At 54.7% G+C, this 12433-nt stretch carries 14 protein-coding genes; 5 read left to right on the forward strand and 9 right to left on the reverse strand.

All coding sequences use genetic code 11. From position 1 onward, the window contains the following. The first annotated feature begins 195 nt into the window (after window positions 1-195). A complete protein-coding gene (locus tag ACR0JI_RS11070) occupies window positions 196-963 on the forward strand; it encodes an SDR family oxidoreductase (RefSeq protein WP_480472762.1) in 768 nt (255 codons plus the stop codon). Here ACR0JI_RS11070 and ACR0JI_RS11075 read toward each other — a convergent pair. Together ACR0JI_RS11075 and ACR0JI_RS11080 are read right to left on the reverse strand one after the other, a co-directional pair. Further along, entirely contained in the window at window positions 960-1829 is an 870-nt protein-coding gene (locus ACR0JI_RS11075) for an acyl-CoA thioesterase (protein WP_480476735.1), read from the reverse strand. The two genes, ACR0JI_RS11070 and ACR0JI_RS11075, sit on opposite strands and share 4 nt — an antisense overlap. Before the next feature lie 51 nt (window positions 1830-1880). Next, window positions 1881-3113 (reverse strand): serine hydrolase domain-containing protein, encoded by a 1233-nt coding sequence (locus ACR0JI_RS11080; protein WP_480493163.1) that lies wholly within the window; start codon window positions 3111-3113, stop codon window positions 1881-1883. A gap of 199 nt (window positions 3114-3312) precedes the next feature. Here ACR0JI_RS11080 and ACR0JI_RS11085 point away from each other — a divergent pair, with 199 nt between their 5' ends. After that, window positions 3313-3936 carry a DsbA family protein gene (locus ACR0JI_RS11085; RefSeq protein WP_480493164.1) on the forward strand — a complete coding sequence of 208 codons (624 nt, stop codon included), beginning with the start codon at window positions 3313-3315 and terminating at the stop codon, window positions 3934-3936. A 7-nt stretch (window positions 3937-3943) separates the two neighbouring features. Here ACR0JI_RS11085 and ACR0JI_RS11090 read toward each other — a convergent pair whose 3' ends face one another. Next, on the reverse strand, window positions 3944-4978 hold the full coding sequence (locus ACR0JI_RS11090; RefSeq protein WP_480493165.1) for a phosphotransferase family protein: 1035 nt from the start codon (window positions 4976-4978) through the stop codon (window positions 3944-3946). Between the two features lie 14 nt (window positions 4979-4992). Further along, window positions 4993-5811, reverse strand: coding sequence for an SDR family NAD(P)-dependent oxidoreductase (locus ACR0JI_RS11095; protein ID WP_480493166.1), 819 nt, complete (start codon window positions 5809-5811; stop codon window positions 4993-4995). Window positions 5812-5962: 151 nt separating this feature from the next. Between ACR0JI_RS11095 and ACR0JI_RS11100 the strand changes: the two genes are divergently transcribed. The 3 genes from ACR0JI_RS11100 to ACR0JI_RS11110 all read left to right on the forward strand — a co-directional run bounded on the left by ACR0JI_RS11100 (window position 5963) and on the right by ACR0JI_RS11110 (window position 8289). Then, window positions 5963-6964, forward strand: coding sequence for an NADPH:quinone oxidoreductase family protein (locus tag ACR0JI_RS11100; RefSeq protein ID WP_480472752.1), 1002 nt, complete (start codon window positions 5963-5965; stop codon window positions 6962-6964). A gap of 123 nt (window positions 6965-7087) precedes the next feature. Then, window positions 7088-7537 carry a type II 3-dehydroquinate dehydratase gene (gene aroQ / locus ACR0JI_RS11105; protein WP_480493167.1) on the forward strand — a complete coding sequence of 150 codons (450 nt, stop codon included), beginning with the start codon at window positions 7088-7090 and terminating at the stop codon, window positions 7535-7537. Continuing rightward, window positions 7534-8289 (forward strand): autoinducer binding domain-containing protein, encoded by a 756-nt coding sequence (locus ACR0JI_RS11110; protein ID WP_480493168.1) that lies wholly within the window; start codon window positions 7534-7536, stop codon window positions 8287-8289. Before aroQ ends, ACR0JI_RS11110 begins: the two co-directional genes overlap by 4 nt. 354 nt (window positions 8290-8643) lie before the next feature. On the opposite strand, the gene tsf is transcribed toward ACR0JI_RS11110, so the two are convergent. The 5 genes from tsf to ACR0JI_RS11135 form a co-directional block, all read right to left on the reverse strand. After that, a complete protein-coding gene (gene tsf, locus ACR0JI_RS11115; protein ID WP_480472746.1) occupies window positions 8644-9519 on the reverse strand; it encodes a translation elongation factor Ts in 876 nt (291 codons plus the stop codon). 77 nt (window positions 9520-9596) lie between these two features. Then, window positions 9597-10379, reverse strand: coding sequence for a 30S ribosomal protein S2 (gene rpsB / locus ACR0JI_RS11120; RefSeq protein WP_480472744.1), 783 nt, complete (start codon window positions 10377-10379; stop codon window positions 9597-9599). Between the two features lie 166 nt (window positions 10380-10545). Further along, entirely contained in the window at window positions 10546-11421 is an 876-nt protein-coding gene (olsA, locus tag ACR0JI_RS11125) for a lyso-ornithine lipid O-acyltransferase (RefSeq protein WP_480472742.1), read from the reverse strand. Further along, window positions 11387-12142, reverse strand: coding sequence for an L-ornithine N(alpha)-acyltransferase (olsB, locus tag ACR0JI_RS11130; protein ID WP_480472740.1), 756 nt, complete (start codon window positions 12140-12142; stop codon window positions 11387-11389). Before olsB ends, olsA begins: the two co-directional genes overlap by 35 nt. A gap of 102 nt (window positions 12143-12244) precedes the next feature. Next, window positions 12245-12427, reverse strand: coding sequence for a DUF3553 domain-containing protein (locus ACR0JI_RS11135; protein WP_050602459.1), 183 nt, complete (start codon window positions 12425-12427; stop codon window positions 12245-12247). Window positions 12428-12433 lie beyond the last annotated feature (6 nt).

The following is a 12433-nucleotide window of genomic DNA, read 5'->3' on the forward strand; positions in this document are numbered from 1 at the left end:
CCATCCCATGCCAGCTCGTCCTCTTCTTGTTTTGAGGGCAGAGTGACACTTCTGCTTTGCTTACGGGTGACATTTTAGCTTTGCGGCTACAGTCATATAACGTATAATTGGTATTATGGTAAAATAGTAGGACTTGTAATACGGAACGCAAGCCAACACTTTGAAAACACTGTAACGAACCTGCCCGGAATACGCATGGAGCTTGAGAACAAAACTATCGTTATCACCGGCGCTGCCCAAGGCATTGGTCGTGGTCTTGCAGAACGGTTTTCCCATGAAGGAGCACGTGTTGTTTGCTCGGATGTCGATATCGCTGGTGCTAAATTGGTTGCGGAACAAACCGGTGGTCAGGCGTATCCCTGCGACGTTTCCAGCGAAGCGCAGATCAAGAATCTCATTGATTTTGTAGAAGAAACTGTCGGTCCAATTGACCTGTTTTGCGCAAATGCCGGAATTCTGACGCTTGGTGGTCTCGATGTTGCGGACGAAGATTGGGATCGGATCTGGAAGATCAATGTAATGTCCCATGTTTGGACTGCCCGCCATCTGGTTCCACGCATGGTTCGTCGCGGCGGCGGATATATTATGATAACTGCGTCTGCGGCAGGTTTGCTGAACCAACCTGGTGCAGCCCCGTATGGGGTTACTAAACACGCCGCTGTAGGATTTGCCGAATGGCTTTCGCTGACATATGGCGCTGAAGGATTGAAAGTCTCGGTCCTGTGTCCGCAGGCTGTGCGTTCAAGAATGACCGAAGGACATGAAATCTCAGTAGCTTCGATTGATGGAATGCTCGAGCCCAGCGATGTGGCTGACTCCTGCGTACAAGCTATTAGAAATCAACAATTTTTAGTTCTACCTCATCCACAAGTCGCTGACTATTTGCAGTTCAAGGCGGCTGACTATGACCGGTGGCTAAGTGGAATGCAGAAGTTAAATCAGAGATTTATAGACAACACTTAAGGTTGCGCGCGAACTCTGCGCATCAATCCTTCCTGTGCAACAGATGCAACAAGTGAACCGTCCTCGGAATAGATCGATCCACGGTTAAAGCTGCGTCCCTGCCCCGTCCACGGCGAATCCATCACGTACAGATGCCAGTTCTGAAAATTCACCGGCGCGTGAAACCATAGCGCGTGGTCCAGACTTGCGCCGTTGAACTCTCCGCTAAACCAGCTCAGACCGTGAGGCCGCAATCCAGAGGACATCAGGTTCATGTCAGACGCATAAGCCAGCAGTAAGTGCTGCGTTCTGGCATCGACCGAAGCGGCAGCGGGCATACGAAACCAGGTCTGGTTTCGATCATCAGAGACTTTCGGTGTGAATGGGTCCAGATGATCGACTTCCCGGACCTCGATCGGGCGTTCGCGCAGCAATTCGCCCCTCAACCTTTCGGGAACACGTTCAACGTATGTTTTACGCAATTCAGATCGGGACGGGTACGTTTTTGGTGCGTTCACGACGGGCATCGGATGCTGATGGTCCCAGCCTTCGTCCCGGACATGAAAGGACGCCGACATGTTCAGGATTTGTTTTCCATGCTGAATTGCAACCACGCGGCGGGTTGTGAAAGAACCTCCGTCTCGCGCTCGATCAACTTGATAAATAACGGGTTTCTCAGGATCGCCCGGGCGAATGAAATAGGCGTGCAGCGAATGACACAACCGTTCTTCAACAGTTCGATATGCCGCAGCCAGCGCTTGCGCAATGACCTGCCCGCCAAATATGCGTGTTGGCGTTTCACCGCCCGACCCCGTCCCGCGAAACAGATCGACCTCAAGCCGTTCAATATCCAGAAGATCCAGTAAGATACGTTCCGCTTCGGTCATCGTCTGCTCGCAAGTTGTGTCGTCCGGCACCGGGTATCAGTACAGGGGAAATCATTCAATCATGGCCGCATGAACCAGCGCCTTGAGTTCGGCACGGGATGGGTACGAACTTGACGGGGACAATTGGGTAAAGAAAATCGCCGTCAGGTCATTCTGCCAGTCAATCCAGAAATAGGTCGACGCCATTCCACCCCAACTGAAATCCCCGATAGAGCCGGGAACCCTTACCAGACCGGGATTCAGAACAACCGCACCGGCCAGCCCAAAGCCCATTCCTTCCATCGGTTGCTCTGCAAAACTCTGCGGACCCATTGATGCAATGTCGCCGGGAAGGTGATTGCGCATCATGAAATCAACTGTTTTCGGACCAAGTATACAGCACCCGTTCCCGGCCCCCCGGTTTCGAAGCATGTCCGCGAATTTTGCATAATCATCAATCGTCGAGATCAGACCGCCACCGCCGGAAAAGGTCGTCGTGTTTTCGAACGGGGATTCTAGGTGGGAATCGAATAGTCTCAGGCTTTCGCTGCCGTGATCCGCGGAATTCAGCGCCATCGCGTCGCCAGCCAATGGGGTGTAGAGCGATGCGAAACGATCCCCTGCCCCAGCGGGTACGGAATAACCTGTTTCTCGCATGTCCAGCGGCTCAAGGATTTCGCTTCGAAAGAACTGCTCCAATGACTGGCCCGAGACCACCTCGATCACACGACCCAGCACGTCAATACCGACCGAGTATTCCCAGCGTGTGCCGGGCTGAAACGCCAGTGGCAGCCCTGCCAGATCGCGCACAATATGTTCCAGAAGCCCCTGATTGGGTTTGAAAATAAGGTCTCGTTCATCCATCGCATGGGGTAAAAGCCCAGGGTTGAACGGATAGCTTAACCCACTGGTATGCGTCAGTAACTGATGCAGAGTGGGAGACGGTGCAGCCTCGGTCTGATCCAGTCTCTCCGCCCCCGGTACCAGCGCGTGCATATCTTTGAATTCAGGTAGAAATTCAGAAACAGGCGCGTTCAGGTGAACAAGTCCACGTTCGACCAATGTCATCAACGCGACTGATGTGACCGGTTTGGTCATGGAATAAATGCGCACCAGCGTGTCGCGTTGGAATGGCCGGCCAGTCTCCAGACTGCTGACACCACTGGCATGAAAAAAGGCTTCGTCCCCTTTGTGGCGCAGCAAAAAGGATGATCCGGCATATTTGCGCTGCTCAACATAGCTCTCCATCCAATGGCTAAGCCGATCCAGCCGGGTTTGATCAAACATGGATTGCCTGTGGGACATTTAGATATTTCCGTTCGGTGTTAAGCAGTGACTGTTTAAGCTTGTGACCTGAAATAACAGCAAAAAGCTGCGTGTTGCAGAGAAATTCGTGATCAGACTTCCTCAGCGTGCCTCACAATGAAATGTTAGACTGATTTCGACGCAGATTCGCCTGAAGTTCAATGAACAAGATTTCAAGGGACCGAAACGGAGGAACCCTATGACGCGGACCATAGATTTTATTTACGATTTTTGCAGCCCGAACGCGTTTCTCGCCCATAAAATGCTCCCCGATCTTGCCGAGCGCTATGACGTAAGCATTACTTATGTTCCTGTCCTGTTGCCTGCGGTGTTCAAAGCGACGCATAACCAAAGCCCGTTTCAGGCATATTCCGAAAACCGCCAGAAAACGGCCTATTTGACGCATGATCTGCATAGGTTTGCCCGCCGTCGTGGGCTGAGCTTTCATATGAGCCCGCATTTTCCGATCAATACCAAACTTGCCATGCGAGGCGCGTGTTTTTCTAATGGAAAACCTTGGGAAGTCAAATATATAAACGCGATTTTTGATGCTATTTGGGTACATGGTCAGAAGGCGGACGAGATCGGTGTCCTAACGGATATTCTGAACGAAAACGACTTGCCCGTTCGCAAAATTCGCGAAGCCATGACAAGTCCCGACGTTAAACTGAAACTGAAAGAGAAAACTAAATCGTCGGTTCGGCGTGGCGTGTTTGGGGTTCCCAGCATGTTCACCGGGGCCGAATTGTTTTTTGGAAAGAACAGTCTGCCAAACCTTGAAGTTGAGCTTTCAAGGCAAGATAGTGACATAAAAACAGCTTGATAGGTCGTCACTCTAATGTGGACTCAAGAGCTTTCAGGCCGTGCTGGGCGAATATAGGAACATATGCGCCAAAAGCCTTTGCGCGGTCGGGGTCTGACGCATTCCCATCCAGCGCGCGTTTGTAGACACCCTGTAGAATGCCCGCCATACGAAAGAAATTGAAGCCCAGATAAAAGCCGAAATTGTCTATGCCATCCAGGCCTCGACGTTTGCAGTATTGGGCAATGAATGCCTCATCGCTGGGCAGGCCCAGACTATTTCGATCCACACCTGCCAGCCCCCGGCCCTGTTTTCCCGGCGGCAACTGCCATTGCATGATTACTGCGGCAAGATCCGAATAAGGGTGACCGATCGTTGACAGTTCCCAATCCAGCACCCCGATACAATCCGCCCGGTTTGGCGCGAACATCAGGTTGTCGATGCGGTAATCCCCGTGCACCAGCGTGCGCTGCCCGTCATCGGCCGGTACCGAGGTTTCGAGCGCAGTGGCCAGTGCATCCATTTCCGCAATGGCCGAGGTTTCGGACGCGCGGTATTGCCTGGTCCAGCGAGCGATCTGACGCTCGTAATAGTTGCCAACCGGCCCATAGTCAGACAGGCCAACGGCATCGATATCCATCATATGCAGCTGGGCAAGAACCCTGTTCATCTCGTCAATGATGGCGGCGCGAGTTTCGTTGCTTTCTTTGGGCAGGGTTGGGTCTGGAAACACCCTGCCCTGCAAACGCTCCATCACATAAAAGGCCGAGCCGATGACGCTGTCGTCTTCACACAGCAGATACATCTTGGGCACCGGAACCTCGCTTCCGGCAAGGGCGCTTTGAACCCGAAATTCGCGATCAACGGCATGTGCCGATTTCAGCAATATTCCGGCGGGTTTTCGGCGCAGCACATAGGCTTTCTCCGGCGTGCGTAACTCAAACGTCGGGTTGGATTGCCCTACGTCAAATTTCCTCGCCTCCAATGGCCCGTTGTAGCCGGAAAGATGCGCTTTCAGATACGTATCTACGGCTGCCAGATCCAGATTAGTCTCGGTTTTCATTGGCTGTCTTCCCGTCACAGGGCCTCGGCAAAGATGTTTCCGGCGGTCACAACGTTGATCCCACCCGAAACCGGGATCACTGCGCCTGTCACATAGCTGCCGCCGCGACCGCACAGGAACAACATACAGCCTGCAATATCCTCGTCCCGTCCGACGCGACCCAGAGGTACAGACTTGCCAACCCGTTCTCTGGTATCCTCATCGGCTGTCGCAAAGGCAGTCATGCGCGACACAAACGGCCCCGGCGCCAGCGCGTTCACTGTGATGTGGTGCGGTGAAAGTTCCTTGGCCAAGACCCTGGTCAGGTGCAAAACAGCAGCCTTTGAGGCCGAATAGCTGTAGGCCCCATCGCCCATAGGGACTTCACCCATGACTGACCCCACATTGACAACGCGCGCCGGGTCTTCGGCGGTGGCTGATTTCATTAGCATTGGCAAAAGCCGCTGGGTTAGTTCGAATACCCCTGTCACGTTGACAGACATGACCTTTTCCCATGCATCGTAGGGAAACTGCCCCAAAGGGGCACCCCAGGACACCCCCGAGTTGTTCATCAGGATGTCCAGTTTTTCCGTACGCTCCTGAATGTCTGAGACCAGCTTGCCTATACCGGCTGCGCTGCCAATGTCACCGGCAAAACCTTCGGCGCTGCCCGGCACGTCCAGCGCGTTCAGTTCTGCGGCGACCTCGGCACAGGCGTCTCCTTTTCTTGAGGCAATGAGCACGCGCGCGCCGGCCCGTACCAGCGCCTCGGCTGCCATGCGGCCAATACCTGTCGCTCCACCTGTTACCAAAGCGGTTTTGCCGTGAAGCGAAAAGAAGGTGTCGGGGGTCATTTTGTGCTCCTCAGTTTCTTTGGCACCAGTTCATCGTGATACATATTGCGTTCCTCTTGCCGTTGCGGCAGGCGTTGGACCGTAGCGTTGACAAAAAACCATGCTGCACCAAAACTTCCTCGACACAAAGTACAGGCAGATCAGAGGCGGTATGCAAGCATTACTCAGCGTCGCACCGGGCGGTCCCGAAACCCTGGAGCTTACGACCCTACCCGACCCGAAACCGGGCAAAGGTCAGCTTTTGATCGGTGTGAAAGCAGCGGGCGTGAATTTTCCGGACACGTTGATTATCCGCGATCTGTACCAGATGAAGCCGCCACGGCCTTTTGCTCCGGGCGGTGAAATTGCGGGTGAAGTTCTGGCTGTGGGCGAAGGCGTCAATGGACTTAAGCCAGGCGACCGTGTTTTGGCCCTAACCGGGCATGGTGGGTTTTCGACCCATGTCACACTCAAGGCGGACACTGCAATCCGAATTCCTGATGCGATGCCCTATGAAGATGCCGCCTGTTTCATTTTCACCTACGGCACGTCCTACCACGCGTTGAAGGATCGGGCGGAGATTCAACCCGGTGAAACCCTGTTGGTACTGGGTGCCGCCGGAGGTGTGGGGTCAGCCGCCATTGAACTGGGCAAAGCCATGGGTGCCAGGGTGATCGCGGCCGTTTCATCACCTGAAAAGGCCGAATTCTGTAGCCAGATTGGTGCCGATGACGTGGTGATTTACCCGCGCGACATGGACAAGGATGCGCAAAAAGCCTTCTCAACCGAAGTTAAGAAACTCGCAGGTTCTGATGGCGTTGACGTCGTCTACGACGCCGTTGGGGGTGCGCTGGCCGAACCGTCCCTGCGCAGCATGGCTTGGAACGGTCGTTACCTTGTCGTCGGTTTCCCAGCGGGCATTCCGCGGATTCCCTTGAATCTGGCCCTTTTGAAAGGATGTCAGATCGTTGGTGTGTTTTGGGGCGCGTCAGTATTCCACGATCCAATCGGCCATGCTGACAACGTCAAGAACCTGTTCGATCTGTACAGAGCCGGGAAAATCAAACCCCGAATTAGCGCCCGGTTCCCGCTTGCCTGCGCGCACGAGGCGCTTGAACAATTGTCGCAACGATCCGTTCTGGGAAAAATCGTTGTCACGATGTCGGTAAGTTAAGGCCGGGAATAAAATGGCGGCCCGCTTCGCACACCGGTTTTTCGACTGTACTCGATCCGGCAAAGGCAGGTAGACAACCCAACCTCAAGGCGTCTATGTACCATTAATGGGGATCGTGAAGACATGCACAACGTTTTGGTATTGAATGGCCCAAACCTCAACCTGCTTGGCACACGGCAGCCCGAGGTTTACGGCAGCACCACTCTGAAGATGATCGAGGAAGATTGCCTGCGCCATGGTGCGTCCATTGGCCTTGAAGTCTCGCATCTGCAATCCAACCATGAGGGTGTGTTAATTGATGCGATCCATGGCGCACGCGGTGCGCAGGATGGCCTTGTGATCAATGCGGGGGCGTTCACACACACGTCGGTTGCGTTGATGGATGCCATCGCGTCAGTTGAACTGCCGGTTGTCGAGGTTCACCTGTCCAACATCCATGCAAGGGAAGCATTCCGGCACAAGTCCTATATCGCGCCTGTCGCTCTGGGGCAGATCTGTGGATTTGGCGCCCAAGGTTATGTTCTTGCACTGGACGCACTGGCCGCCCATCTGAAAGCAGGTGATACGGCATGACCCTCAGGGAATATCTGCGATTTGTCAGCTATGCCAAAACCCTGGAAGACCTGTGGGATGCGCATTGCCGACAAATGGCGGAATACGGGCTTGATCGTTTAATCTACGGCCATACGCAATACAGGACGGCAACCTCATTGGGCGATCCAGAGGATTTTGTCATCCTGACCAATCATAACCGCGCCTATGTGGACGGTTTCATCAAGGACGGTTTGTATTTTCACGCCCCCATGTTGAAATGGGCGCTGGACAATGAAGGCGCCGCCAGCTGGAGAATGTTGCTGGACATGCACTCTCGCGGGTCGATGACCGATAAAGAGCGCGAAGTTTTCGAGTTCAACAAGTCCATGGGTGTTGTTTCTGGTTACACCATCAGCTTCAACTCAGTCTCGGTGCGCTCCAAAGGGGCGATTTCCTTGTCCGCCAAGGAAGGGATGAGCCAGGAAGACATTGACGCAATCTGGCAGGAGCACGGCGAAGATATTCTTTTGATGAACAACGTTGCGCATCTGAAGATCCTGACCTTGCCTTTCAACCCTCCGAACCGGGCCCTGACAAAGCGTCAGCGCGAGGCGTTGCAATGGGTCGGTGACGGCAAAACCACGCAGGACATAGCCCTGCTGATGGGCCTGACAGCGGCAACTGTCGAAAAGCATCTTCGACTCGCCCGTGAGGCGTTGTCGGTCGAAACGACGGCTCAGGCTGTTTTAAAGGCATCTTTGCATAATCAGATGTTCATTATGGAAGTTTAGGAGTGTTTTTGTGACGCCATCCAGCGTCAGTTTACCCTAGGTAAGGAAATCACTACTTTTCAAATCTAACCTAAAAGTTGCAAAGTGAGAGTGTTCCGTGAGTGGTGGCTTTAGCCAGGGAACATTCGATTGGATCTTTGCGATTTCAAAGCTCTCCAATCACTCTGACAAGGGGGCGCCTATTCGTCCGCGTACCTGTGTCGGAATTTTGGGGGGCCTCGACCATCCCCATCATGCGGGGCCCTCCAATCCTTCACTTCTTTGCCAATTCTATGATGTACCACTAACAAAAAAGGGCTACGCAATGCGTAACCCTTTCATTTTGTTCAGCAAGGCCCCAGTCGGAGCCATTCTTTAGCCCTGAGCGGCTTTTGCGACTTCGGCAGCGAAGTCTTCTTTTTCCACAACGATGCCTTCGCCAACTTCCAAGCGAACGAAGCCGGTGATGGTTGCGCCTGCTTCTTTTGCAGCGGCTTCAACGGTCAGATCAGGGTTCACAACGAATTGCTGGCTCAGCAATGTCGATTCGGCGACGAATTTCTTCATGCGGCCTTCGATCATCTTCTCGATCACCTGCTCCGGCTTGCCGGATTCGCGGGCGATGTCCATCTGAACCTGCTTTTCCTTCTCGACAATTGCCGGGTCCATGTCGGCCTCAGATAGGGCAGCCGGGTTCACAGCGGCGATGTGCATCGCAACCTGCTTGCCGATAGCCTCATCACCACCCGACAGTGCAACCAGCACACCGATTTTGCCCATGCCGTTGGTCGCAGCGTTGTGCACATAAGACACAACAGTGTCGCCCGACAGCTTGGCCATGCGGCGCACCGACATGTTTTCGCCGATGGTGGCGATCTTGTCGGTCAGAGTGTCGGCAACGCTTTTGCCGCCCAGATCAGCAGCCAGCAGTGCTTCGATGTTGTCCACACCTTCAGCAGCGTTTGCGATCTTGCCGACCATTTCCTGGAACTCAGCGTTTTTAGCAACGAAATCGGTTTCCGAATTCACTTCGACAGCAACACCGTTGCCACCGCTAACGTGAACAGCAACCAGACCCTCTGCCGCGGTACGACCAGATTTTTTGGCTGCTTTGGCCAAGCCTTTGGTACGCAGCCAGTCAACGGCGTCGTCCATGTTGCCGCCGGTTTCGGTCAGCGCTTTTTTTGCGTCCATCATGCCTGCGCCGGTCGAGTCGCGCAGTTCTTTAACCATTGCTGCTGTGATTGCCATCTTTTGGCTCTCCTCAATTCAAACGGAATTGGGGCAGGTCATACCCTGCCCCATATGTCATTTACGTGACGGGCAGCTTACGCTTCGGCAGGGGCTTCTGCGGCTTCTTCCGCAAGAGCTTCTTCAACCGGAGCTTCTTCGAATGCGCCTAGGTCTACGCCTGCTGCGCCCATCTGTGCGGTCATGCCGTCCAGAGCGGCGCGTGCGACCAGATCGCAGTACAGAGCGATTGCGCGTGCTGCGTCGTCGTTGCCGGGGATGATGTAGTCAACGCCGTCGGGCGAGCAGTTGGTGTCGACAACAGCCACAACCGGAATACCCAGTTTGTTGGCTTCTGCGATGGCCAATGCTTCTTTCTTGACGTCGATGACGAACAGCAGGTCCGGAACGCCGCCCATTTCGCGGATACCACCTAGCGACGCCTGAAGTTTGCCCTGGTCACGTTCCATGCCCAGACGCTCTTTCTTGGTCAGGCCTTCTGCGCCCGATTCCATGGCTTCGTCGATCTGGTTCAGACGGTTGATCGACTGGGAAACGGTTTTCCAGTTGGTCAGCGTGCCGCCCAGCCAACGGTGGTTCATGTAGTACTGAGCCGACTTTTCGGCCGCTTCAGCGATCGGGCCAGCGGCCTGGCGCTTGGTACCAACGAACAGAATGCGGCCACCTTTTGCGACGGTGTCACGAACAGCCTGCAGAGCCTGATCCAGCATCGGAACGGTCTGGGTCAGGTCCATGATGTGGATACCATTGCGCGAGCCGTAGATGAACGGGCCCATGCGGGGGTTCCAACGCTGTGTCTGGTGACCAAAGTGAACGCCAGCTTCCAGCAGCTGACGCATGGTGAACTCGGGAAGAGCCATGCAATTTTCCTTTTCCGGTTTACGCCTGGGCGGGGGTGAAAGAAGCGGACGCTCCAACCGGCGGTCTTGATGAGGATGTCTCCCTCAAAAAGGCCAAACCCCGCCTGCGGGTTTGAATGGCGCGCGTATAAGGCAGGTTTGCGCGCTACGCAAGGGCCAATCGCCCCTATTTTTCAAGCTGCGCCAATGCGTGCGCATGCCTGACGGCGTCTTCACAATGGGCGGCCAGAGCCTTTCGGTTTTCAAAGTCGCTGACCCGCGCTGGCGCATGATAGATTAGTTCAACCGTTCCTTGCCGACGTGCGCCAAGGGTCTTCAGCAAATGCGGTCCGAACTCCATATCCCCCCACCAGCCATAAAAGCGTTTTGGCTGGCCTATGGGCGCGTGAAACACCACAGAAACGGGTTGGATATACATGAAATCACGCAACTCATCTGCAAAGAACGCGGCGAAAAGCGTTGTTTTGAAAGGTAAAATGCGAAGCCCGTCGGTTGAGGTGCCTTCGGGGAAAAACAACAGTTTGTGACCCACTTTCAGGCGGGTTTCAAACAGCTTGGTTTGTTCCTTGGCTTTCTTGCGATCCCGTTCGATAAACAGTGTCCCGGTCGCACGGGCCAGCCAGCCGATACCGGGCCATTTGGCAACTTCTGCCTTGGAGACAAAATAGACCCGCTTGCGCGCGTTCAGAGCAAAGATATCCAGCCAGGACGTGTGGTTTGCCACCACCGCCCCCCTCTCTTTCATCAGCGCGCCTGATGTGCGGAACCCGATGCCAAGAATTCGAAACGCGTTGCGGCAGACAAACTGCGTGATGAACGGCGTCACAGGTCGCCGGACGCCGAAAATCGGATACTCGATCAGACGAACGGCCAGAAGGATGATCAGGCCACCAAAGACAAGGGCCGCCAGCGGGACTCCGCGCAGAATGACCAGAACCCATCCGGTAACGCCCAGCTCGATCGGATCGGGCGCGTCTTCACTATTCCAGAGCGGGTCGTTCACAGCGTCACGCCCCGCCATAAATTCGACGCTGCCGTTCATTCATGCGCGTCGTGTCGAGGATCAGGCAAACATCCGTTGTGTTGAAGGTGTGGTCGATAAAGGCGCCCTCGCCCACGAAACCACCCAAGCGCAGGTAGGCTTTGATCAATGCTGGCACCTGAACCATGGCGGCGCGGCGGTCCAAAGCCTCTGGTTTCACTAGGTCCATCGACTGAAAAACATCGGGCTGCGCCCGTACGCGCAACTCTGGCGGAGCCAGATGGTTGTGGTGAAGCATCGACAAGGGCTGCGCCAATGTGGTCACGTCTGTTCCGTGAAAACTCGCAACGCCGAACAGCACCTCAATGTCACGTTCCGCTACATAAGCGGCCAAACCGTTCCACAGGTGGTACATTGCCGTACCCCCACGGTAGTCGGGGTGCAGGCACGACCGTCCCAACTCCAGCAGTTTGCGCCCGCTGTTCTTGAGAACGGTCAGGTCATACTCGTCTTCGGAATAGAATTGCCCCAGTTCCGCAGCACGTTCGCCCGGTAACATCCTGTAGACGCCAATGATTTCGCCGGTGTGATCATCATAGGCCAACATATGATCGAAATACGGGTCGAAACGGTCTTTCTCGAGGCCAGCATCGTGATCGACCATCTCTCCGCCGCCCCCCAACTCACGCACGAAGACGTCATAGCGCAGGCGTTGAGCTGCTTGCAGGTCGGCTTCGGTCTCGGCCAGTTTTACAGTGAAAGAAGGGCCAGTATCCGGCATATGGGGTGATCCGTGTTCTTTTGGCTGCTGATACCGCAGTTTTTCAGCCAAAGGCAACAAGCCCCGCTTCGGTCAGCGCTGTTAACCTTTCCTAAACCACTTTCACGGATCAAAGACCGGCATCAGGGCGATGCGCGTACCGTCGATCACCACTTTCCCCTGCTCGCGAAAGTTCACGGTGATCTTGCCTGCAATGTTGGACTGAACCTGTCCGACGCCCCATTCGGGAAAATCCGGGTGGCGGACAAACATGCCCGGTGCAAGTATAGCATTCATGTCTGTCATAGGGGC

This window comes from Ruegeria sp. N10, from assembly GCF_056531545.1.